The organism is Brevundimonas mediterranea, assembly GCF_014196125.1.
Lineage (GTDB): Bacteria > Pseudomonadota > Alphaproteobacteria > Caulobacterales > Caulobacteraceae > Brevundimonas > Brevundimonas mediterranea.
This window is the reverse complement of the sequence record NZ_JACIDA010000001.1, coordinates 647,778-666,844: the sequence shown is the minus strand read 5'-3', so window position 1 is coordinate 666,844 and position 19,067 is coordinate 647,778. Positions and strand designations below refer to the sequence as shown.

The following is a 19,067-nucleotide window of genomic DNA, read 5'->3' as shown; positions in this document are numbered from 1 at the left end:
CGGACATCCTCAGATCGGCAGACGTCGCATGACCGCCGGCTGGATAGGGACGGGCAAGGTGCGGGCGCGCGAGGACGGCGAGGCGGTCGAGATCGTCATCGACGGCCTGACCACCCAGGCCAAATACTACAAGCCGCTGGTCTATGAATTCATGCGCAAGGAATGGGCGTCACGACCGTCCTGGGGCGATCATGTCGTCGAGATCCGCATGGAGCATGTGGGCGAGCCGCCCTGGATGGACCTGGACAACCTGGCCAAGGCCCTGCTCGATTCCATCAAGGGCTATCTGTTCCACGACGACGCCCAGGTCGCCCGCCTGCTGGTCGAGCGACGCGAGGGCGAGAGGGAGCGGATCATGATCCGCTCCTATCCCCGTCGGGACTGAGCCGTCACTTTTTTCGGAACTGGTCCAGCGACACGACCTTGGGGCCGTCGGAGCCCGGCGTCGGATCCTCGGGCGGCGTCGCTTCTTCGACCGCCTCGACGATTTCGGGCTCGTCGAACTGAAGCAGGAACTGGACGCTGGGGTCATAGAATCGGGTCACGGCCGAATAGGGCATGGCCAGGGTGCGCGGCACGCCGCCGAACCGCAGCTTGACGGAGAACCGGTCGGCCTCGACCTGCAGGTCCTCATACTGATGCTGCAGCACCACCGTCATTTCGTCTGGGTATTTGGCCAGCATGTCCGGCGGAATGCTGACGCCGGCGGCGCGGGTCTTGAAGGTGATGTAGAAATGGTGGGCGCCCGGCAGGCCTTCGGCCAGAACATGGTCGAGCGCAGAACGGATCACGCCGCGCAACGCCTCGTGCGCCAGCCGCTCATACTGCATCTCGTCGACCGGAGGGGTCTGGTCGGTCATCGTCACCTCGCAATTCAGCGCGACTGATAGCGGCGCAGGCGCGCGCGCGAAAGATGCGAATGAGGTAAACGCGCAGGATGTGACGGATTAAGCGCCGGGATTCTGTTGCCAGGCTCCCGACAGGCCCCGCCCAAGGATCTGAACCCCTAGGACTTAAGATTCGAAATCACCCGAACCGCATTACGCGGCGAGAGCGACTTCTCCAGCGAAGTTATCGTTCGCAGTTAGAAAATGGCCCGATACGGTGGGCCAGGACGAGCGAAAGCAATCCTCTTTACACGTCCGTCGATGCTAGTCGGCCCCATGACGCCTCCGCCGATAACGCGGGGAAGAGATTGGTGGAGCCGCCGGGAATCGCACCCGGGTCCGGTCCGCTTATTACAAGCGCGTTTATCGCTATAGTCCGGCCGAAACCGGACAAGGCCAATATAGGCGTTGCGCGGACGCTTTCCAAGCGTCGCGTGCGCTTCAGACCCGCATCCAGTCCGGGGTCTGGTTCCTGAACCAGGTCAGTTGGCGTTTGGCGTAGTTCCGGGTCGCCTGTTTCAGCGCGTCGATCGCTTCATCCCGACCGATCTCTCCGGCCAGATAGGCCGCCAATTCGCGCACCCCGACCGCCTTCATGGCCGGCAGGGCCGGGGACAGATTCCGCGCGGTCAAGGCGCGCACCTCGTCGAGCGCGCCGTTCTCCATCATCAGATCCACACGCCGGTCGCAGTTGGCGTAGAGGTCCGCACGTTCCGGTTCGATGACCTGTCCCCTCCATGACCCCGGCGACAGCAGGGGGCGAGTGTCCGCCTTCCAGTCGCTCAAGGCGCGGCCGCTGGCCGAATGGACGCTCATGGCGCGGATCAGCCGTTGGCGGTCGCCGTGTTCGATGGAGCGGGCGGCTTCGGCGTCGATTTCAGCGAGACGGGCGCGGAATGCGGCTTCGCCCTGCGCCATATAGTCCGCCTCGACCGCGTCACGGACGCTCTGAGGCACAGGGGGAATCTCCGCCAGTCCGCGGGTCAGGGCGGTGAAATAGAGACCGGTGCCGCCGACTAGGATCGTCGGCCGCCCGTCGGCGCGTGCGATATCCAGCAGATTCAGGGCCGCACGGCTCCATTTCCCCACCGACCAGGCGTCCGCCGCATCGGCGACGCCATACAGCCGGTGATCGGCCTGGGCCTCCTCCTCAGGCGATGGGCGGGCGGTCAGGATGCGCAGATCGGCGTAAAGCTGCTGGCTATCGGCGTTGATGATCAACGCCCCGGTCGCGCGCGCCAGCTTCAACGCCAGGGCCGACTTGCCCGAGGCGGTCGGACCCGCGATCAGGGTGACTGAAGGCGGCTGGGACAAATGGAGGCTCGCAGGCGACATCCATGGGCGATAGAACGCGGCCCTTGTCGCCTGCAAGTCTTCTGGAGACCGCCTTGGTCGAACGTTCCGCCGTCATCGCCGCCCTCGACGCCGTCATGGACCCGGTCTCCGGTCAGGGACTGTTCGCCTCGGGCCTCGTGCAGGGACTGGTGGTCGCTGAGGACCGCGCCGGCTTCGCTCTTGAGGTGGATCGCAGCCTGGTCGCGACCTATGCGCCCGTTCGCGACGCGGCCGAGGCCGCGCTGAAGGTCCTTCCCGGCATGAACCGCGTGTCGGTGATCTTGACGGCCGAAGCCAAACCCGGACTCGCCAAGCCGGCGGCGCGAACCGCAGGCCTTTCAAAGGCCGCCGTGGATCAGGGGCGAGCCAAGGCGCCGGTCCCCACCGACCGTCCGGCCCATGTCCGTCGCGTCCTGGCCGTCGCCAGCGGCAAGGGCGGGGTGGGCAAGTCGACCGTGGCGGTGAACCTGGCCGCCGCCCTGGCCGCACGCGGCCTGTCGGTCGGGATCCTCGACGCCGACGTCTATGGGCCGTCGCTGCCCACCATGCTGGGCATCAGCGGCCAGCCCGCCTATGAGGACGGCGCCATCATTCCGCATCAGGCGCACGGGCTGAAGGCCATGTCGGTCGGCCTGCTGACCAGGATGGACGACGCCATGATCTGGCGCGGCCCCATGGCGTCGCAGGCCATCACCCAGATGCTGACCCAGACACGCTGGGGCGTGGCCGAGGCGCCGCTGGACGTGCTTGTGGTCGATCTGCCGCCCGGCACAGGCGACGTGCAACTGACCCTGATCCAGAAGACGCCGCTGGACGGCGCCGTCATCGTCTCGACGCCGCAGGAGGTGGCCCTGGCCGACGCGCGGCGAGCGCACACCCTGTTCCAGCGCGTGAACGTGCCGACCCTGGGCCTGATCGAGAACATGACCGGACCGATCTTCGGCCAGGGCGGGGCGAAAGCCGAGGCCGAACGTCTGTCGATTCCCTTCCTCGGCGACCTGCCCCTGGACGCCGGCCTGCGTGAAGGGGGGGACGCCGGTCGTCCTCCGGTCGCAGCCGATCCCTCGGGGCCGATCGCGGACCGTTTCGCGGCGATCGCTGAACAGGTCGCCACGGCGCTGGGCCTCTAGAAATCGTCGGGACGGGGGTTTTCAAACGCAACCCTATTCGCCACCTTGGGGCTTACATATCACCAAGGAGTTCCGATGAGCGTCGACGCCCTGTTCCGCCCGTTCACCGTCAAGGGTCTGACCCTGCCCAACCGGATCGTCATGGCCCCCATGACCCGGTCCTTCTCCCCGAACGGGATTCCGACGTCCGACGTCGCCGGCTATTATCGCCGTCGCGCCGAGGGCGGGGTCGGGCTGATCGTCACCGAAGGGACGGTCGTCGAACGGCCCGCCGCACGCAACGACGCCAATGTGCCGGTCTTCCACGGCGACGCCCTGCCCCAATGGAAGACGGTGGTGGACGAGGTCCACGCCGCCGGGGGGCTGATCGCGCCGCAGATCTGGCACGTCGGATCGGCGCGGGGCCAGGGCGCCGACTGGGCGCCGCTGGGCAAGGTGGACAGTCCGTCGGGCCTGACGGGGCCGGGCAAGGCCAAGTACGAACCCATGACCGAAGAGGACATCGCCGACACCATCGCCGCCTTCGGCCGGTCGGCGCGCGCGGCGCGCGACCTGGGCTTCGACGCCGTCGAGATCCACGGCGCCCATGGCTATCTGATCGACCAGTTCTTCTGGGGCGGCGTCAATGTGCGCGAGGATCGCTGGGGCGGTCCGACCATCGCCGAGCGGGCGCGCTTCGGCGCCGAGGTGGTCAAGGCGGTGCGCGAAGGCGTCGGCGACGACATCCCCGTCATCCTGCGCCTGTCGCAATGGAAGCAGCAGGACTTCGCCGCCCGCATCGCCGAGACGCCGGACCAGATGGTCGAATGGCTGACGCCGCTGTCGGACGCCGGGGTCGATGTCTTCCACTGCTCGCAGCGCCGCTTCTGGGAGCCGGAATTCGAGGGTTCGGACCTGAATTTCGCCGGCTGGGCCAAGAAGCTGATGAACAAGCCGACCATCACCGTCGGCTCGGTCGGTCTGGACGGGGAATTCATCGCAGCCTTCGGCGGCGAGGGGTCTAAGCCCGCCTCGTTGGACGGCCTGTTGCGTCGTCTGGAGAATGAAGAGTTCGATCTGGTTGCGGTCGGCCGCGCGCTGCTGGCCGACCCGCACTGGGTGCAGAAGATCCGCGACGGCCGGTCTGACGAACTGCGCAACTTCGAACGCGCAGACCTGATGACCCTGTCCTGACCTGAGACGTCGAGCCGGTTCAGGCCGGCTCGACGATCACGCCCGTGCCGTAGCACAGCACCTCGGTCACGCCGGGCATGATCTCGGTGGCGTCGTAGCGGACGGCCAGGATGGCGTTGGCGCCGTGTTCCTCGGCGTGTTTGACCAGTTCGTCATAGGCTTCCTGACGCCCGGCCTCGGCCAGTTTCACATAGGCCCCGACCCGGCCGCCCAGCATGGACTGGACGCCGCCGATGGCGTCGGAAATGGCGTTGCGCGAGCGCACCGTCACGCCGCGCACCAGGCCTATATGGCGGGTGACGCGAAAGCCGGGCAGGTCGTTGGTGGTCGTGACGTACATCTGTCTCTCCTAGCGGCGTTCCAGCACGCGGAAGGTGAAGGCGTGATCGTCCTTCTCGCCTGCCGGATGCGATTCCGACGATACCTCGACCCAGGCCGTTTCGTCGAACGCCGGGAAGACCGCGTCGCCGTCGGGCGAGGCCTCGACCTCGGTGATATAGAGACGTTTGGCGCGGGGCAGAGCGGCCTCGAACAGGGCGGTGCCGCCAATGACGCAGATCTCGTCCACGCCGTCCTCCTCGGCCGTCTCGCGGCCGATCTCGATCGCCTCGTCCAGGGTGGCGCAGACCAGGGCGCCCTTAGACATGCCCTCGGCCTCATAGGACTCGTCGCGCGTCATCACCAGGTTCAACCGGCCGGGCAGGGGTTTCAGCGGCAGGCTCTCCCAGGTCTTTCGTCCCATCAGACAGGGCTTGCCCACGGTGATGGCTTTGAACCGCTGAAGGTCGCTGCGCAGCCGCCAGGGCAGGTCGCCGTCCCGGCCGATGACGCCGTTGCGGCCACGCGCGACGACCAGAGAAATCAGGGGTATGGGCAAGAACCTTGACCTTATCGACGCGTTGAGGAGGCCCATCCAATGGACGCGAGCCTTCCCATGAGCAAGTACATCCCCGCCGTCGTCGTCGGTTTCCTGGCGGCGGTCCTCGTCAGCTTCGGTTTGGGCGCCTTCGTGGCCGCGTCTGGCGCGGACGCCGGCTATCTGCCGAGCTTTCTGGGCCTGATGGTCGGTGTCTTCGCCGCCTATATCATGGCCAATCTGGCGGGAACCCGACGGGCCAAGGCCGCGACGCCCGAACAGAAACAGGCCGTGCTCGATTTCCGGCCGGAGCCGGGCCAGGCCTGCTGATCATCTTCCGCGAAGGTTTCGTCGGCAAGGCCGTGGGCATGGACCTGTCGGTCGACGATCGGTTCATCGCTCAGATCAAGAGCCCGCGCTTCACCGCCGTCTCGGTCGCGCCGGGCGGCCACAAGGTTTCGATGGCCTTCGGGGGGCTGGCCGGCAAGCAGAACAAGCCGACGGTCGAGGGCTTCATCGCCAAGCCGGGCGACGTGGTCGCCTTCCGCGCCGTCATGCAGATGGGGGCGCTGAAGAACCGGATCGTGGTCGAGCGGATCGAGAGCCGGGAAACCCTCAGCCTGCGCCTCAAGCCGATGACCATGATCGCGCCGGAGGCTCAGGCTTCGGTCTGAGGCTCCAGCCACTTCAGCCATTTGCGCCGCATGGCCGCTTCGAGGTCGATCCCGGCCCCGGCGCAATAGATCAGCAGCATGCCCAAGACATCGGCCGCCTCATCGCCCAGAGCCTGGGCGTCGGGGACCCCGCGCGCCCGGCCTGACAGTCGTAGATGCTCGGCCGTCAACTCGCCCAGCTCTTCCTGCAGCTTCAGCAAAGCCCAATCCCGGTCGCGGTCTATGCCGTGGGCGTTGGCGTAGATGTCGGAGATGCGCAGGACGTCTGCCTGCAACCCTGTAAGGTCCATCAGACGGCCACAGCGGCCTTGATGTGCGGCCAGGCCTCGTAAGCCTCGAGGGTGAAGTCCGACAGCTCGAAGGCGAACAGGTCGGCCTTCGGCGCCAGGCTCATGGTCGGAAGCGCCAGGGGCTCGCGCGTCAGCTGGAGTTCGGCCTGTTCCAGGTGGTTCAGATACAGGTGGGCGTCGCCGAAGGTGTGGACGAAGTCGCCGGGCTCCAGCCCCACGACCTGGGCCAGCATCATCGTCAGTAAGGCATAGGAAGCGATGTTGAAGGGCACGCCCAGGAAGACGTCGGCGCTGCGCTGGTACAGCTGGCAGCTCAGCTTGCCGTCTGCGACGAAGAACTGGAACAGGCAGTGACAGGGCGGCAGGGCCATGTCGTCCACGTCGGCCGGGTTCCAGGCCGTGACGATGTGGCGGCGGCTGTTCGGGTTGGTCTTCAGGCCGTGGACCAGTTTCTCGATCTGGTCGATGGACCGGCCGTCGGGCGCCGTCCACGACCGCCACTGCTTGCCATAGACCGGACCCAGCTCGCCCTCGGCGTCGGCCCATTCATCCCAGATGCGGACGCCGTTGTCCTTCAGCCAGCCGATATTGGTGTCGCCGCGCAGAAACCACAGCAGTTCGACGATGATCGACCGCAGGTGCAGCTTCTTGGTCGTCAGGACGGGGAAACCCTTGGACAGGTCGAACCGCATCTGGCGGCCGAAGACGCCCAGGGTCCCTGTGCCGGTGCGGTCATCGCGGCGCACGCCGTTGTCCAGGATGTCGCGCAGCAGGTTCAGATACTGCCGCTCCGGATGGTCGGCGGGCGCGGCCGCGCTGCGCGCCTGGAGGTCGGCTTGGATCATCTGAACGGTCATGACCTCAAACTGCCCCAGAATTCGATTCGTGACCGGGCAAATCGGTTGCGGCGGTCGGGCGTCCACAGGAATCGAATCGGTCGCCGAACGGCTTCACCAGTCGAACGCCGCGTCCGCGAAACCTGAGAACCGTTATCAATGAAGGTTTTAGGTCGTTTTGTCCATGCTCAGGACATGGACAAGCTTCGGCGTCGGGCGCAAAGAAAAGACAGAGATCGCCATAAGCGAAAGAACGAATATCGTGTTCGACTATAAGGCCGCCTTTGAAAACTCAGTGGAGCAGGTGCGCAGCGAAGGACGGTATCGCGTCTTCGCCGACCTGAAGCGCGTTCGCGGACAGTTTCCGCAGGCGGTGCGTCGCCGCGAGGACGGGTCCGAACAGGACGTCGTCATCTGGTGCTCCAACGACTATCTGGGCATGGGCCAGCATCCGGTCGTTCTGAAGGCCATGCAGGACGAGATCGATGCGGTGGGCGCCGGCGCCGGCGGCACTCGCAACATCTCGGGCACGACGCGCTCGGCGGTGGATCTGGAAGCCGAACTGGCCGACTGGCACCATAAAGAGGCGGCCCTGCTGTTCACCTCGGGCTATGTCGGCAACGAGGCGACCCTGTCGACCCTGCAGAAGATCCTGCCCGGTCTGATCACCTTCTCAGACGCCCTGAACCACGCCTCGATGATCGCCGGCATCCGCCAGGGCGGGGGCGAGCGGCACATCTTCAAACATAACGACCTGGCCCATCTGGAGGCCCTGCTGGCCGCCGCGCCGGCCGGTGCGCCCAAGCTGATCGCCTTCGAGAGCGTCTATTCGATGGACGGCGACATCGCCGACCTGGCCGGGACCATCGCCCTGGCCAAGAAATACGGCGCCATGACCTATCTGGACGAGGTCCATGCGGTCGGCCTGTATGGCGAAACCGGCGCCGGCGTGGCCGAGCGTGACGGCCTGCTGGACCAGATCGACATCATCGAATGCACCCTGGGCAAGGCCATCGGCGTCATGGGCGGCTATATCGCCGCCGACGCCGTGATCATAGATGCCGTGCGCAGCTGGGCCTCAGGCTTCATCTTCACCACCAGCCTGCCGCCCGCCCTTACGGCGGGGGCCCTGGCCTCGGTGCGGCATCTGAAGGCCCATCCGGAACTGCGCGAACAGCATCAGGAACGGGCGGCGACCCTGAAGGCGCGGTTCGCCGCCGCCGGGATTCCGGTCATGGACTCGGAGAGCCATATCGTGCCCGTGCACGTCGGCGATCCGGTCCACTGCAAGATGATCTCGGACATGCTGCTGGACGAATACGGCGTCTATGTTCAGCCGATCAACTATCCGACCGTGCCCAAGGGCACCGAGCGGCTGCGCTTCACCCCCTCGCCGAACCACACGGACGAGATGATGGACCATGTCGTCCAGGCGATGGACCGGCTGTTCGCCCACTGCAATGTGGCGCGCCGGTCGGTGGCGGCCTGAGGCAGGCATGGAGGGCGACGACGACCTCGGTGAGGTGATCGTCGAGACCGTGCGCAACGGCCCCTATATCAAATGCTCGGCCATCCATGTGGCCACCGGCCGCGAGGTCAGCGCCATGGGACCGGTCCACGAGCCCAAGGCCGTCGAGCGCGTGGCGATCGCGAAGTTGAGGCGGGCGCTGGGGCTTTAGAAGGCTTGGGTCGGACACAAGATATTGTGGTTCGGCGCGCTGCGGCCTAGATAGGCGGCCTTCTCAGACGCGGGGATTCCGACGTGACCGCCTTCACCCATGACGCCTATTTCACCAAGACCCTGGCCGACGCCGATCCGGACGTCTTCAAGGCCATTCAGGGCGAGATGGGGCGGCAGAAGGAGCAGATTGAGCTGATCGCGTCCGAGAACATCGTCTCCCAGGCGGTGCTGGATGCACAAGGCTCGGTCCTGACGAACAAATACGCCGAGGGTTATCCGGGGCGTCGCTATTACGGCGGTTGCGAATTCGTCGATGTGACCGAGGATCTGGCGCGTGAGCGGGCGAAAAAACTGTTCGGCGCGGCCTTCGCCAACGTCCAGCCCCACTCGGGCGCCCAGGCCAACCAGGCGGTCTTCTTTACGCTGCTGCAGCCCGGCGACACCTTCCTGGGCATGGACCTCGCCTGCGGCGGGCACCTGACGCACGGGTCGCCGGCGAACCAGTCGGGCAAGTGGTTCCGGCCCGTGACCTACAAGGTCCGCGAAGACACCCATCTGATCGACTATGACCACGTTGCGGAGATGGCCGAGCGCGAGAAGCCGAAGCTGATCCTGGCCGGCGCCTCGGCCTACAGCCGCCACATCGACTTCAAGCGCTTCCGCGAGATCGCCGACAGCGTCGGGGCCTATCTGATGGTGGACATGGCCCACTATGCCGGCCTGGTGGCCGGGGGCGCCTATCCTGATCCGATCCCCCACGCCCATGTCGTGACCACGACGACGCACAAGACCCTGCGCGGACCGCGCGGCGGCATGATCCTGTCCAACGATGCGGACCTGGGCAAGAAGATCAACTCGGCCGTCTTCCCCGGCCTGCAGGGCGGGCCGCTGGAACATGTGATCGCGGCCAAGGCCGTGGCCTTCGGTGAGGCGCTGCAACCCGAGTTCAAACTGTACGCCCAGCAAGTGGTCAAGAACGCCCAGGCCCTGGCCGGCGTCCTGGTCGAGCGCGGCCTGGCCATCGTCTCGGGCGGCACCGACAGCCACCTGGCCCTGGTCGATCTGCGGCCCAAGGGCGTGACCGGCAAGGCGACCGAGCACGAGCTCGAGAAGGCGCTGATGACCTGCAACAAGAACGGCGTGCCGTTCGACACCGCGCCCTTCACCGTCACCTCGGGCGTTCGCCTGGGCACCCCGGCGGGCACGACGCGCGGCTTCGGCGAGGACGAGTTCAAGCAGATCGGTCACTGGATCGCCGACGTCGTCTCGTCGATGAACGGCGGCGACGAAGCCGATCCGGCCGTGGTCGCGGGCGTGGCGGCCCAGGTGCGGGAGCTGACGAACCGCTTCCCCATCTACGGATGATCTGACCGATGAAGTGCCCCTTCTGCGGTCATCAGGACACCCAGGTTAAGGACAGCCGGCCGTCGGACGACGGCTCGGCGATCCGACGCCGTCGGTCCTGCCCCAACTGCAACGGGCGCTTCACCACCTTCGAGCGGGTGCAACTGCGCGAACTGGTCATCCTGAAGCGCAACGGGCGGCGCACGCCGTTCGAGCGCGACAAGCTGGAACGGTCGCTGGGCGTGGCCCTTCGCAAACGGCCGGTCCAGCCCGAACAGATCGAGCAGATGGTCAACCGGATCGTGCGCCAGCTGGAGAGCCTGGGCGAGACCGAGGTGCCGTCCAGCACGGTCGGGGACTTCATCATGAAGGCGCTGAAGGGCGTGGATGAGGTGGCCTATGTCCGCTACGCCTCGGTCTACAAGGACTTCCGCGCGACCGGCGATTTCGCCAAATTCCTGGGCGACGAAGGCTTTGACGAGCCCTCCGGCAAGGCCTGATGCGCGTCACCCTGAAGCTGGCGACGTCGCTGGACGGGCGGATCGCCACGGCTGACGGCGAGAGCCGGTGGATCACCGGCGAGCCGGCGCGGCTGGAAGGCCATCGGCTGCGCGCGGGCCATGACGCCATATTGGTGGGCGTCGAGACGGTGCTGAAGGACGATCCAGAACTGACCGCGCGCCTGCCGGGGCGGAGCGTGGACCAGCCGCTGCGGGTGGTGCTGGACAGCCGGCTGCGGACGCCGGGGACGGCGAAACTGGCGGGTGAGAACACCCTGATCCTGACCGCGGTCGAACCTCGCCCCCTCGGCGCGGCCCAGGTGAGACAGGTCGAGGCCGAGGACGGTCGCCCATCGATCCCGGCGGTTCTGAAGGCGCTGAAGGCGGCGGGCGTGGACTCGGTGCTGATCGAGGGCGGGGGGCAGGTCGCGGCCGCCTTCCTGCGCGCGGGGGCTGTGGACCGGCTGGAGTGGTTCCGCGCGCCGATCCTGCTGGGCGGGGAGGGGCGGGCCTGCGTGGCGGCCCTGGCTCTTGCAAAGCTGGCCGACGCCCCCAAGTTCCGTCGCCTGGGCGTCGAGCCTGTCGGGGACGATCTATGGGAGCGTTACGAGCGATCGTGACGCCGCCGCCGAGCGTTTTCGCCGGTCGATTTCAGACGATTCATACTATTCAGACTATGTTTTTTGGGTCCGGAAGGGACCGGAGCCGAAATGTTCACCGGAATCGTCACCGACATCGGGCGCGTTCGCGACGTCCGCGAGACGGAGCGGGATCGCCGCTATGAGATCCAGACCGCCTGGGACGTGTCCGGGATCGACCTGGGCGCCTCGATCAGCCACGCGGGCTGCTGCCTGACGGTGACGGAGAAGGGACCCGACTGGTTCGCGGTCGAGGTGTCGAACGAGACCCTGTCCAAGACCACCCTGGGCGCGTGGAAGGCCGGCGACGGCGTCAATCTGGAACGCGCCGCCAAACTGGGCGACGAGATGGGCGGCCATGTGGTCTCGGGCCACGTCGACGGCCTGGGCCGCGTCGTCTCGATCACGCCCGAAGGCGGCTCGCACCGGGTCGAGGTCGAGGCGCCGGCGCCCCTGCACCGTTATATCGCCGCCAAGGGCTCGATCACCGTGGACGGTGTGTCCCTGACGGTGAACAGCGTCGAGGGACAGGTGTTTTCGTTGAACATCATTCCGCATACGTGGGATGTGACGACCCTGGGCCGCCTGAAGGCGGGCGATCCGGTCAATCTCGAGATCGACATGCTGGCGCGATACCTCGCGCGGTGGCAGGAGACGGCGTGATGCAATTGGCCGCGAACATGAACGACAGCCCGATCAGTCCCATCGAGGACATTCTTGAGGACGCCCGCAACGGCCGTCCCTACATCCTGGTGGACGCCGAGGACCGCGAGAACGAGGGGGACATCATCATCCCCGCCCAGTTCGCGACCCCCGACCAGATCAATTTCATGATCCGCCAGGCCCGCGGGCTGGTGTGCCTGGCCCTGACGGCCGAGCGGGCCAACCAGCTGCGGCTGCCGCCGATGGCGGCCGACAATCGCGAGAGCATGAAGACCGCTTTCACCGTCTCGATCGAGGCCAAGGACGGCGTGACCACGGGGATTTCGGCGGCGGATCGTTCGCGCACCATTCATGTGGCCACCGACGCATCGAAGGGCATGGACGACATCGTCTCGCCCGGCCACATCTTCCCTCTGGTGGCGCGCGACGGCGGGGTTCTGGTCCGCGCCGGTCATACTGAGGCCGCCGTGGACATCAGCCGCATGGCGGGCCTGACCCCCGCAGGGGTGATCTGCGAGATCATCAAGGACGACGGCGAGATGGCTCGGATGCCCGATCTGGTCGCCTTCGCCCAGCTGCACGGGCTGAAGATCGGCACCATCGCCGACCTGATCGCCTATCGCCGCCGCACCGAACGGTTCGTCGAGCGGATCATGGATACGCCGTTCGAAAGCGTCCACGGCGGCCCGTTCCGCCTGATGCTGTACCGGAACACGATCGAGGGCGCCGAGCATGTCGCCCTGGTGCACGGCAAGATCGATCCGTCCAAGCCCACCCTGGTGCGGATGCATCAGGTGGATTTCGCCTGCGACCTGCTGGGCCATGTCGAGACGCGCCAGGACTATGTGCCCAAGGCCCTGAAACAGATCACCGACCATGACGGTCCGGGCGTGGTCGTCTTCCTGCGCGATCCGTCGCTGACCTCGCTGGCGGAGCGTCTGGCGGGCGTGGACAAGCCTGCGGCGGTGGACCGGTCGCTGCGGGCCTATGGCGTGGGCGCACAGATCCTGCTGGACCTGGGCGTCAGAGACATGATCGTGATGAGTTCGACGCGGCCTGAACCGACGGCGCTTGAGGGCTATGGCCTGCGCATCGTCGGCTGGCGCGACATGGATGGAGAAGACAAGGCGTGACCGAGGCCCCCCGTATTCTGATCGTCGAGGCGCGCTTCTACGACGAACTGGCCGACGCCCTGCTGGAGGGCGCCAAGGAGACGTTGAAGGCGCGCGGCGCCGAGTTCGACGTCGTCACCGTGCCGGGCGCCCTGGAGATACCGGCCGTCATCGCCATGGCCGAGGAGGCCGGACGGTTCCCGACCGCGCCCCGCTACGACGGCTATGTCGCCCTGGGCTGCGTGATCCGCGGCGAGACCTATCATTTCGAGATCGTCTCGGACCAGTCGGCGGCCGGCCTCATGGCCCTGGGCGTCAAGGGACTGCTCATCGGCAACGGCATCCTGACGACCGAGGACGAGGACCAGGCCTGGGCCCGGGCGCGGCTTTCCGAAGGGGATAAGGGGGGCGGGGCGGCCAAAGCCTGCCTCGAGCTCATTGCATTGAAGAAGCGGTTGCGGCTAGGCCTCGGCGCATGACTGAACCGAACAGCGTCAAAGCCGTCCTCGAACAATTGGCCGAGGCCGAGAAGCAGCGGGCCGAGCCGCATCTCAGCTCCAAACAGCGCCGTGCGCGCACGGTGTCGCGTCTCGCCGCCGTCCAGGCCCTGTACCAGATGGAGCTGGCGGGCGAGGGCGTTGAGACGGTGATCACCGAATTCGCCAACTTCCGCTTCGACACGGATATCGAGGGCGAGGCCCTGGCCGAGGCCGACGAGGCCTATTTCGCCGACATCGTGCGGGGCGTGATCGAGAGCCAGCGCGACATCGACACGGCGATCAAGGCCCGCCTAGCGTCCAACTGGAAGCTGGAGCGGATCGACGCCACCCTGCGCGCCCTGCTGCGCTCGGGCGCCTGGGAGCTGATCAAGCACCCGGAGACGCCGCGCGAAGTGGTGATCGACGAATATGTTGAACTGGCCAAGGCCTTCTTTGACGACTCCGAGGCGCGGTTCGTCAATGCGGCGCTGGACGGCGTGTCCAGAGACACGCGCAAATAATGCCGGCGCTCGACGTCGCGGGCGAGTTCGAGACGATCGAGAGGCTGCTGCGGCCCCTGGCCCATCCGGAATGGGGCAGGGGGCTGGCCGATGATGTGGCGGTGCTGCCCTCGCGCCCCGGCTACGACCTGGTTCTGACCAAGGACGCCATCGTCGAGGGGGTGCATTTCCTGCCCGACGATCCGCTGGATACGGTGGCCAAGAAGCTGCTGCGGGTGAACTTGTCGGACCTGGCCGCCAAGGGAGCCGAGCCTTTCGGCTATCTGCTGGCCTGCTGCTGGTCGGACCGCTGCGGCTGGCCCGAACGCGAGGCCTTTGCGGGCGGGCTGGCGCAGGATCAGGCCCTGTTCGGCGTGTTTCTGATGGGCGGCGACACGGTCAGGACGCCGGGGCCGGCGGTGTTTTCCCTGACCGCCCTGGGCTGGGTTCCGGCGGGTGGGGCGGTGTCGCGCGCGGGCGCCCAGGTGGGAGACCTGGTCTTTGTCACCGGGACCATCGGCGATGGCCTGCTGGGGCTTCAGGCGGCGCAAGCCAAGCTGAAGCTGGACGCCGAACGGCTTGCGCGCCTGATCGACCATTACCGCACCCCCATGCCGAGGCTGGATTTCGCCGATGTCGTTCGGAACCTGGCGACGGCGGCGGCGGACGTGTCCGACGGTCTGGCGGCGGACCTGAACCATATAGCCAAGGCCAGCGGCGTCGGCATTGCCCTGAACCTCAGCGTTCTGCCCCTGTCCGCCGCCGCCCAGGCCTGGTTCGAGGACCGGGTCGATCCGCAGGCGGCGCTGGAGGACCTGGCGACCGGCGGCGACGACTACCAGATCGCCTTCACCGCCCACCCCCACCATGAAGAGACCCTGCGTCGCGAGGCGGAACGCCGCCTGCTGCGTCTGACCAGGATCGGGGCGGTTACAGCGGGCGAGGGCGTTGCGGTCGACTATGGGGGACGGCGGATAGAGTTGGCGCGGCGCGGCTGGACCCATGGCTGAGCCGGCAACACAATCCTAACCGCGCACCGCTAGGGTGGCGGTCATGGATCGCAGAACCTTGATCACGTCTGGAACAGTCGCCCTGGCCGGCGTCGCCGCTACGTCGGCCCAGGCCTCATCCAGCAAGACCCCCGCCGAGGCCCCGGCCTTGAGCATCCCCGGCGTCGGCCTGCCGGTGATCGCCGACGGTCGCCTGAGAAACTATGTCTTCGTCTCGCTGAAGCTGCATCTCGGCGGAGGCAAGACCGTCGAGCAGATGCGGCCGAAAGAGGCGTTCTTCCGCGACGCCCTGGTCAAGGCGGCCCACCGCACCCCCTTCACTGTTGCGGGCGATTGGACACGGCTGGACGAAAACCGGATGTCTGCGGCCCTGGTCGCGGCTGCGAACGCGATCTCTGGACGGGGCTCCGTCGCACGGGCCGAGATCATCGCCCAAAACCCGCGCCTGCGCGCGGGCATGACGCCGGGCGTCTGAACGTCTGCAACCATGGTTGCGTCAACTTGACGCCCATGACACGCTCCCTCTGCAAATCCCAAGGGACGCACTGACGCGTCCGCCGCGCTCGGGGGGACCGGACGTCGGACAGAGGCGATAACGCCCGCCGTCGCAAGGATCCGTGCGCTTGTTGCAAGGGCATGGAAACGCCAATGACGATCTATCTTACGCTGGTCTTCGCGGCAGGCGTTCTGGCTGTGCTGTACGGCGCCGCCCAGACCGCAGTGCTGATGAGGGCGAGCACCGGTAATGACAAGATGCGAGAGATCGCGGCCGCCATTCAGGAAGGCGCCTCGGCCTATCTGAAGCGGCAATATCTGACGATCGGCATGGTCGGGGTCGTGATCCTGATCGCCGCCTATCTGCTGATCGGCGTCTATGCGGCGGTCGGCTTCGTGATCGGGGCCGTCCTGTCGGGCGCCGCCGGTTACGCCGGCATGCTGATTTCGGTTCGGGCCAATGTGCGTACGGCGCAGGCGGCGTCCGAGAGCCTGTCCAAGGGACTGAACCTGGCGTTCCGCTCGGGCGCCATCACCGGCATGTTCGTGGCGGGCGGCGCCCTGATGGGGGTGTCCGGCTACTTTATCGTGCTGACCCACCACCTGGGTCTGGGCTCGACCAGCCGCGAGGTGATCGACGGTCTGGTGGCCCTGGGCTTCGGCGCCTCGCTGATCTCGATCTTCGCGCGTCTGGGCGGCGGGATCTTCACCAAGGGCGCCGACGTGGGCGGCGACATGGTGGGCAAGGTCGAGGCCGGCATTCCCGAGGACGATCCCCGGAACGCCGCGACCATCGCCGACAATGTGGGCGACAACGTTGGCGACTGCGCCGGCATGGCGGCCGACCTGTTCGAAACCTATGCGGTGACGACGGTGGCGACCATGGTGCTGGCGGCCATCTTCTTCCGCGGCCAGCCCTATGTGGACACCCTGATGGTGTTGCCGCTGGCGATCTGTGCGGTCTGTATCGTGACCTCAATCATTGGCAGCTTCTTCGTGCGGCTGGGCAAGAGCCAGAACATCATGGGCGCCCTGTATCAGGGGCTGATCGTGACGGGCGTCCTGTCCATCGGCGCGGTTTGGTGGGTGATCGACCAGATGGTGACGGGACCGATCGTGACCGGAAGCGGCCTGACGATCCAGCCGATGGCCCTGTTCTGGTCCGGCATGGTCGGGCTGGGGGTGACGGCGGCGATCGTGGTGGTGACGGAATACTACACGGGGTCGAACTTCCGGCCGGTGCAGTCGGTGGCCAACGCCTCGGTGTCGGGTCACGGGACCAATGTGATCCAGGGGCTGGCGGTGTCGCTGGAGGCCACGGCGCTTCCGGCCCTGACGATCATCGTCGGCATCGTGGCCAGCTTCCAGCTGGCGGGCCTGTTCGGCATCGCCATCGCCACCACGACCATGCTGGGCGTGGCGGGGATGATCGTGGCGCTGGACGCCTTCGGGCCGGTGACGGACAACGCCGGGGGGATCGCCGAAATGGCGGGCCTGCCCAGCGAGGTGCGGCGTTCGACCGATGCGCTGGACGCGGTGGGTAATACGACCAAGGCCGTGACCAAGGGCTACGCCATCGGTTCGGCGGGTCTTGGGGCCTTGGTGCTGTTCGCCGCCTATACGTCGGACCTGCAGTATTTCTCGGCCAATCCGGCGGACTATCCCTTCTTCGCCGACATGGGGCCGATCGCCTTCGACCTGACCAATCCCTATGTGGTCGTGGGCCTGCTGTTCGGGGGGCTGCTGCCCTTCCTGTTCGGCGGCATGTCGATGATGGCGGTCGGGCGCGCGGCGGAGGCCGTGGTGGCCGAGGTGCGGCGTCAGTTCCGAGAGAACCCCGGCATCATGACCTATCAGGTCAAGCCGGAGTACGGCCGGGCGGTCGACATCCTGACCAAGGCGGCGATTCGCGAGATGATCGTGCCGTCGCTGCTGCCGGTGCTGTCGCCCATCGTGCTGTTCGTCGCTGTGCTGGCAATTTCGGACAAGGCCAACGCCTTCGCCTCGCTCGGCGCCATGCTGATGGGGGTGATCGTCACTGGCCTGTTCGTCGCCATCTCGATGACTTCGGGCGGCGGGGCCTGGGACAACGCCAAGAAGGTGATCGAGGAAGGCTTCACCGACAAGAACGGCGTGGTCCACGGCAAGGGCTCCGAAGCCCATAAGGCGGCCGTGACTGGCGATACGGTGGGGGATCCCTACAAGGACACCAGCGGTCCGGCGGTGAACCCGATGATCAAGATCACCAATATCGTGGCGCTGCTGCTGCTGGCGGTGCTGGCGAGCGGAAATATCGGCTAGCCGATACGAAGACGCCCCGGAGAGCGATCTCCGGGGCGTTCTTCTTTGACAATGGAGCGGGGCCCTTAGTCGGGGCGGCGCTGGCCGGGGGTGTCGTCCTCGGTGCGCGGCAGTTGGCCGCGACCGACGTTGCCCAGCAGCTGTTCGAGCACGGTCAGGGCGCGGCCGCGGGTCGGGGTCTCGGTCCGGTTCATGGCGATCTGCTCGCCGTCGGCCAAGCCCAGGGTGCGGACGGCGGCGACCTTGTCGCCGTTCGGTTCGAAGGTGACTTCGGTGATGGTGCGGCTGGCGACGACCGGGCGGTTGTAGGTGTATTTCTCGGTCGTCTGGCTGATGTAGTACCAGACCTGATCCGGTTCGAAGGTCGAGGTGGTTGAGGGCGAGCCGAGACGGGCCAGGACGGTTTCCTTGGTGTCGGCGCCCGCGACGATGTCCTGGGGCTTGGCGTCGATGGCCTGGAAGCCGTTGGAGCCGATCATGGGAGCGCAGGCGGCGGACAGGCCGGCCAGGGAAACGGCGACGAAAACCGGGACGAAACGAGACATGATCAGGCGCCTGCGAGAGAACAAGGTCTTTGACCTAGACGGACCTGCGTCCTAGTTCAACGGCGCGGCGGAAAAGGGGCCGTATAAAACCATGCTGAAAAACCTGTTCAAACCCCGGCCCGGCGTACGTATCGGCGACGCCCTGTACGCCCTGGCGGTGGAACAGGCGCGAAATGTCGGATTCTACACACGGCTGGGCGTGGCCGACCGCATCGATGCCCGGTTCGAACTGTATACGCTGCACGTCCTGTTGCTGGTGCTGCGGCTGCGCGACGAGAATACCGAGGCCGGGCGCGATGCGGCCCAGGCCCTGTTCGACGTCTATGTGTCGGCCCTGGACCATGTTCTGCGCGAAGAAGGCGTGGGCGACGTGGCTGTCGGCAAGAAGATGCGCAAGCTGGGCGAGGCCCTGTACGGGCGGATGAACGCCTATGAGACGCCGCTGCGCGACGCCGATGCGGCCGCCTTGGCCGAGGCCCTGGCGCGCAATGTCTATGCCGAGACAGGCGCGGAACGGGCGGCGGATCTGGCGCGCTACGCCCTGGCCGCGCGGGCCGGTCTGGCGGCGCAGAAATTCAATGAAGTGCTGGCGAAGCCGGCCTGGACGGATGTTTGAGA

General features: G+C 66.7%; 25 protein-coding genes and 1 other RNA gene. 18 read left to right on the top strand and 8 right to left on the bottom strand.

All coding sequences use genetic code 11. From position 1 onward, the window contains the following. The first annotated feature begins 28 nt into the window (after positions 1-28). The gene (locus GGR11_RS03390) at positions 29-385 is read left to right on the top strand and encodes a RusA family crossover junction endodeoxyribonuclease (RefSeq protein ID WP_008262420.1); all 357 of its coding nucleotides are present in this window, start codon (positions 29-31) and stop codon (positions 383-385) included. 4 nt (positions 386-389) lie between these two features. Here the strand turns inward: GGR11_RS03390 and GGR11_RS03385 are convergent, their stop codons facing one another. The 3 genes from GGR11_RS03385 to miaA form a co-directional block, all read right to left on the bottom strand. Beyond that, positions 390-860 carry an SspB family protein gene (locus tag GGR11_RS03385; protein ID WP_008262374.1) on the bottom strand — a complete coding sequence of 157 codons (471 nt, stop codon included), beginning with the start codon at positions 858-860 and terminating at the stop codon, positions 390-392. Positions 861-950: 90 nt separating this feature from the next. Then, positions 951-1,318, bottom strand: a transfer-messenger RNA (tmRNA) gene (gene ssrA, locus GGR11_RS03380). Between the two features lie 10 nt (positions 1,319-1,328). Further along, complete coding sequence (miaA, locus tag GGR11_RS03375) at positions 1,329-2,222, bottom strand: tRNA (adenosine(37)-N6)-dimethylallyltransferase MiaA (protein ID WP_183195397.1); 894 nt, start codon at positions 2,220-2,222, stop codon at positions 1,329-1,331. A 53-nt stretch (positions 2,223-2,275) separates the two neighbouring features. Between miaA and GGR11_RS03370 the strand changes: the two genes are divergently transcribed. Both GGR11_RS03370 and GGR11_RS03365 read left to right on the top strand, forming a co-directional pair. Further along, on the top strand, positions 2,276-3,352 hold the full coding sequence (locus GGR11_RS03370) for an Mrp/NBP35 family ATP-binding protein (protein ID WP_183195396.1): 1,077 nt from the start codon (positions 2,276-2,278) through the stop codon (positions 3,350-3,352). 75 nt (positions 3,353-3,427) lie between these two features. Next, a complete protein-coding gene (locus GGR11_RS03365) occupies positions 3,428-4,525 on the top strand; it encodes an NADH:flavin oxidoreductase (RefSeq protein ID WP_183195395.1) in 1,098 nt (365 codons plus the stop codon). 19 nt (positions 4,526-4,544) lie between these two features. Here GGR11_RS03365 and GGR11_RS03360 read toward each other — a convergent pair whose 3' ends face one another. Both GGR11_RS03360 and GGR11_RS03355 read right to left on the bottom strand, forming a co-directional pair. Next, positions 4,545-4,865, bottom strand: coding sequence for a YbjQ family protein (locus GGR11_RS03360; protein WP_183195394.1), 321 nt, complete (start codon positions 4,863-4,865; stop codon positions 4,545-4,547). A gap of 9 nt (positions 4,866-4,874) precedes the next feature. Then, positions 4,875-5,402, bottom strand: coding sequence for a dihydrofolate reductase (locus GGR11_RS03355; protein WP_183195393.1), 528 nt, complete (start codon positions 5,400-5,402; stop codon positions 4,875-4,877). Between the two features lie 57 nt (positions 5,403-5,459). Here GGR11_RS03355 and GGR11_RS03350 point away from each other — a divergent pair, with 57 nt between their 5' ends. Both GGR11_RS03350 and GGR11_RS03345 read left to right on the top strand, forming a co-directional pair. Then, the gene (locus tag GGR11_RS03350) at positions 5,460-5,711 is read left to right on the top strand and encodes a hypothetical protein (protein ID WP_183195392.1); all 252 of its coding nucleotides are present in this window, start codon (positions 5,460-5,462) and stop codon (positions 5,709-5,711) included. Positions 5,712-5,749: 38 nt separating this feature from the next. Beyond that, positions 5,750-6,055, top strand: a complete 306-nt coding sequence (locus GGR11_RS03345) for a hypothetical protein (RefSeq protein WP_183195391.1) — start codon at positions 5,750-5,752, stop codon at positions 6,053-6,055. Here the strand turns inward: GGR11_RS03345 and GGR11_RS03340 are convergent. Together GGR11_RS03340 and GGR11_RS03335 are read right to left on the bottom strand one after the other, a co-directional pair. Beyond that, positions 6,040-6,330 (bottom strand): nucleoside triphosphate pyrophosphohydrolase family protein, encoded by a 291-nt coding sequence (locus GGR11_RS03340; protein ID WP_425485658.1) that lies wholly within the window; start codon positions 6,328-6,330, stop codon positions 6,040-6,042. The two genes, GGR11_RS03345 and GGR11_RS03340, sit on opposite strands and share 16 nt — an antisense overlap. 14 nt (positions 6,331-6,344) lie before the next feature. Then, positions 6,345-7,190 carry a thymidylate synthase gene (locus GGR11_RS03335; protein WP_183195389.1) on the bottom strand — a complete coding sequence of 282 codons (846 nt, stop codon included), beginning with the start codon at positions 7,188-7,190 and terminating at the stop codon, positions 6,345-6,347. A gap of 253 nt (positions 7,191-7,443) precedes the next feature. Between GGR11_RS03335 and hemA the strand changes: the two genes are divergently transcribed. The 12 genes from hemA to GGR11_RS03275 all read left to right on the top strand — a co-directional run bounded on the left by hemA (position 7,444) and on the right by GGR11_RS03275 (position 17,904). Then, complete coding sequence (gene hemA, locus GGR11_RS03330; protein WP_183195388.1) at positions 7,444-8,670, top strand: 5-aminolevulinate synthase; 1,227 nt, start codon at positions 7,444-7,446, stop codon at positions 8,668-8,670. Between the two features lie 7 nt (positions 8,671-8,677). Further along, the gene (locus GGR11_RS03325; RefSeq protein ID WP_183195387.1) at positions 8,678-8,860 is read left to right on the top strand and encodes a DUF6898 family protein; all 183 of its coding nucleotides are present in this window, start codon (positions 8,678-8,680) and stop codon (positions 8,858-8,860) included. Positions 8,861-8,943: 83 nt separating this feature from the next. Then, positions 8,944-10,227 carry a serine hydroxymethyltransferase gene (gene glyA / locus GGR11_RS03320; RefSeq protein WP_183195386.1) on the top strand — a complete coding sequence of 428 codons (1,284 nt, stop codon included), beginning with the start codon at positions 8,944-8,946 and terminating at the stop codon, positions 10,225-10,227. 8 nt (positions 10,228-10,235) lie between these two features. Beyond that, complete coding sequence (gene nrdR / locus GGR11_RS03315) at positions 10,236-10,706, top strand: transcriptional regulator NrdR (RefSeq protein WP_183195385.1); 471 nt, start codon at positions 10,236-10,238, stop codon at positions 10,704-10,706. Beyond that, positions 10,706-11,326: a RibD family protein gene (locus GGR11_RS03310; RefSeq protein WP_183195384.1), complete on the top strand. Its 621-nt coding sequence runs from the start codon at positions 10,706-10,708 to the stop codon at positions 11,324-11,326. Before nrdR ends, GGR11_RS03310 begins: the two co-directional genes overlap by 1 nt. A gap of 90 nt (positions 11,327-11,416) precedes the next feature. Next, positions 11,417-12,007, top strand: a complete 591-nt coding sequence (locus GGR11_RS03305) for a riboflavin synthase (protein ID WP_183195383.1) — start codon at positions 11,417-11,419, stop codon at positions 12,005-12,007. After that, complete coding sequence (ribB, locus tag GGR11_RS03300; RefSeq protein ID WP_183195382.1) at positions 12,007-13,140, top strand: 3,4-dihydroxy-2-butanone-4-phosphate synthase; 1,134 nt, start codon at positions 12,007-12,009, stop codon at positions 13,138-13,140. The genes GGR11_RS03305 and ribB overlap by 1 nt, the downstream gene beginning before the upstream one ends. After that, positions 13,137-13,598 carry a 6,7-dimethyl-8-ribityllumazine synthase gene (ribH, locus tag GGR11_RS03295; protein ID WP_008263826.1) on the top strand — a complete coding sequence of 154 codons (462 nt, stop codon included), beginning with the start codon at positions 13,137-13,139 and terminating at the stop codon, positions 13,596-13,598. The genes ribB and ribH overlap by 4 nt, the downstream gene beginning before the upstream one ends. Continuing rightward, positions 13,595-14,119 carry a transcription antitermination factor NusB gene (gene nusB / locus GGR11_RS03290; RefSeq protein ID WP_008258889.1) on the top strand — a complete coding sequence of 175 codons (525 nt, stop codon included), beginning with the start codon at positions 13,595-13,597 and terminating at the stop codon, positions 14,117-14,119. The genes ribH and nusB overlap by 4 nt, the downstream gene beginning before the upstream one ends. Then, positions 14,119-15,108: a thiamine-phosphate kinase gene (gene thiL, locus GGR11_RS03285; protein WP_183195381.1), complete on the top strand. Its 990-nt coding sequence runs from the start codon at positions 14,119-14,121 to the stop codon at positions 15,106-15,108. Before nusB ends, thiL begins: the two co-directional genes overlap by 1 nt. Before the next feature lie 43 nt (positions 15,109-15,151). Next, a complete protein-coding gene (locus GGR11_RS03280; RefSeq protein ID WP_183195380.1) occupies positions 15,152-15,583 on the top strand; it encodes a hypothetical protein in 432 nt (143 codons plus the stop codon). Between the two features lie 173 nt (positions 15,584-15,756). Continuing rightward, positions 15,757-17,904, top strand: a complete 2,148-nt coding sequence (locus GGR11_RS03275; protein ID WP_183195379.1) for a sodium-translocating pyrophosphatase — start codon at positions 15,757-15,759, stop codon at positions 17,902-17,904. Between the two features lie 65 nt (positions 17,905-17,969). Here GGR11_RS03275 and GGR11_RS03270 read toward each other — a convergent pair whose 3' ends face one another. Next, complete coding sequence (locus GGR11_RS03270) at positions 17,970-18,449, bottom strand: outer membrane protein assembly factor BamE (RefSeq protein WP_183195378.1); 480 nt, start codon at positions 18,447-18,449, stop codon at positions 17,970-17,972. Positions 18,450-18,540: 91 nt separating this feature from the next. Here GGR11_RS03270 and GGR11_RS03265 point away from each other — a divergent pair, with 91 nt between their 5' ends. After that, the gene (locus GGR11_RS03265) at positions 18,541-19,065 is read left to right on the top strand and encodes a ubiquinol-cytochrome C chaperone family protein (protein WP_183195377.1); all 525 of its coding nucleotides are present in this window, start codon (positions 18,541-18,543) and stop codon (positions 19,063-19,065) included. Positions 19,066-19,067 lie beyond the last annotated feature (2 nt).

Bases quoted from the DNA above. Each gene is read 5' to 3' on its own strand.
- GGR11_RS03390 (WP_008262420.1), top strand. From the start codon at position 29: ATGACCGCCGGCTGGATAGGGACGGGCAAGGTGCGGGCGCGCGAGGAC.
- GGR11_RS03385 (WP_008262374.1), bottom strand. From the start codon at position 860: ATGACCGACCAGACCCCTCCGGTCGACGAGATGCAGTATGAGCGGCTG.
- miaA (WP_183195397.1), bottom strand. From the start codon at position 2,222: ATGTCGCCTGCGAGCCTCCATTTGTCCCAGCCGCCTTCAGTCACCCTG.
- GGR11_RS03365 (WP_183195395.1), top strand. From the start codon at position 3,428: ATGAGCGTCGACGCCCTGTTCCGCCCGTTCACCGTCAAGGGTCTGACC.
- GGR11_RS03360 (WP_183195394.1), bottom strand. From the start codon at position 4,865: ATGTACGTCACGACCACCAACGACCTGCCCGGCTTTCGCGTCACCCGC.
- GGR11_RS03350 (WP_183195392.1), top strand. From the start codon at position 5,460: ATGAGCAAGTACATCCCCGCCGTCGTCGTCGGTTTCCTGGCGGCGGTC.
- GGR11_RS03345 (WP_183195391.1), top strand. From the start codon at position 5,750: ATGGACCTGTCGGTCGACGATCGGTTCATCGCTCAGATCAAGAGCCCG.
- GGR11_RS03335 (WP_183195389.1), bottom strand. From the start codon at position 7,190: ATGATCCAAGCCGACCTCCAGGCGCGCAGCGCGGCCGCGCCCGCCGAC.
- GGR11_RS03325 (WP_183195387.1), top strand. From the start codon at position 8,678: ATGGAGGGCGACGACGACCTCGGTGAGGTGATCGTCGAGACCGTGCGC.
- nrdR (WP_183195385.1), top strand. From the start codon at position 10,236: ATGAAGTGCCCCTTCTGCGGTCATCAGGACACCCAGGTTAAGGACAGC.
- GGR11_RS03310 (WP_183195384.1), top strand. From the start codon at position 10,706: ATGCGCGTCACCCTGAAGCTGGCGACGTCGCTGGACGGGCGGATCGCC.
- GGR11_RS03305 (WP_183195383.1), top strand. From the start codon at position 11,417: ATGTTCACCGGAATCGTCACCGACATCGGGCGCGTTCGCGACGTCCGC.
- ribB (WP_183195382.1), top strand. From the start codon at position 12,007: ATGCAATTGGCCGCGAACATGAACGACAGCCCGATCAGTCCCATCGAG.
- nusB (WP_008258889.1), top strand. From the start codon at position 13,595: ATGACTGAACCGAACAGCGTCAAAGCCGTCCTCGAACAATTGGCCGAG.
- thiL (WP_183195381.1), top strand. From the start codon at position 14,119: ATGCCGGCGCTCGACGTCGCGGGCGAGTTCGAGACGATCGAGAGGCTG.
- GGR11_RS03280 (WP_183195380.1), top strand. From the start codon at position 15,152: ATGGATCGCAGAACCTTGATCACGTCTGGAACAGTCGCCCTGGCCGGC.
- GGR11_RS03275 (WP_183195379.1), top strand. From the start codon at position 15,757: ATGACGATCTATCTTACGCTGGTCTTCGCGGCAGGCGTTCTGGCTGTG.
- GGR11_RS03270 (WP_183195378.1), bottom strand. From the start codon at position 18,449: ATGTCTCGTTTCGTCCCGGTTTTCGTCGCCGTTTCCCTGGCCGGCCTG.
- GGR11_RS03265 (WP_183195377.1), top strand. From the start codon at position 18,541: ATGCTGAAAAACCTGTTCAAACCCCGGCCCGGCGTACGTATCGGCGAC.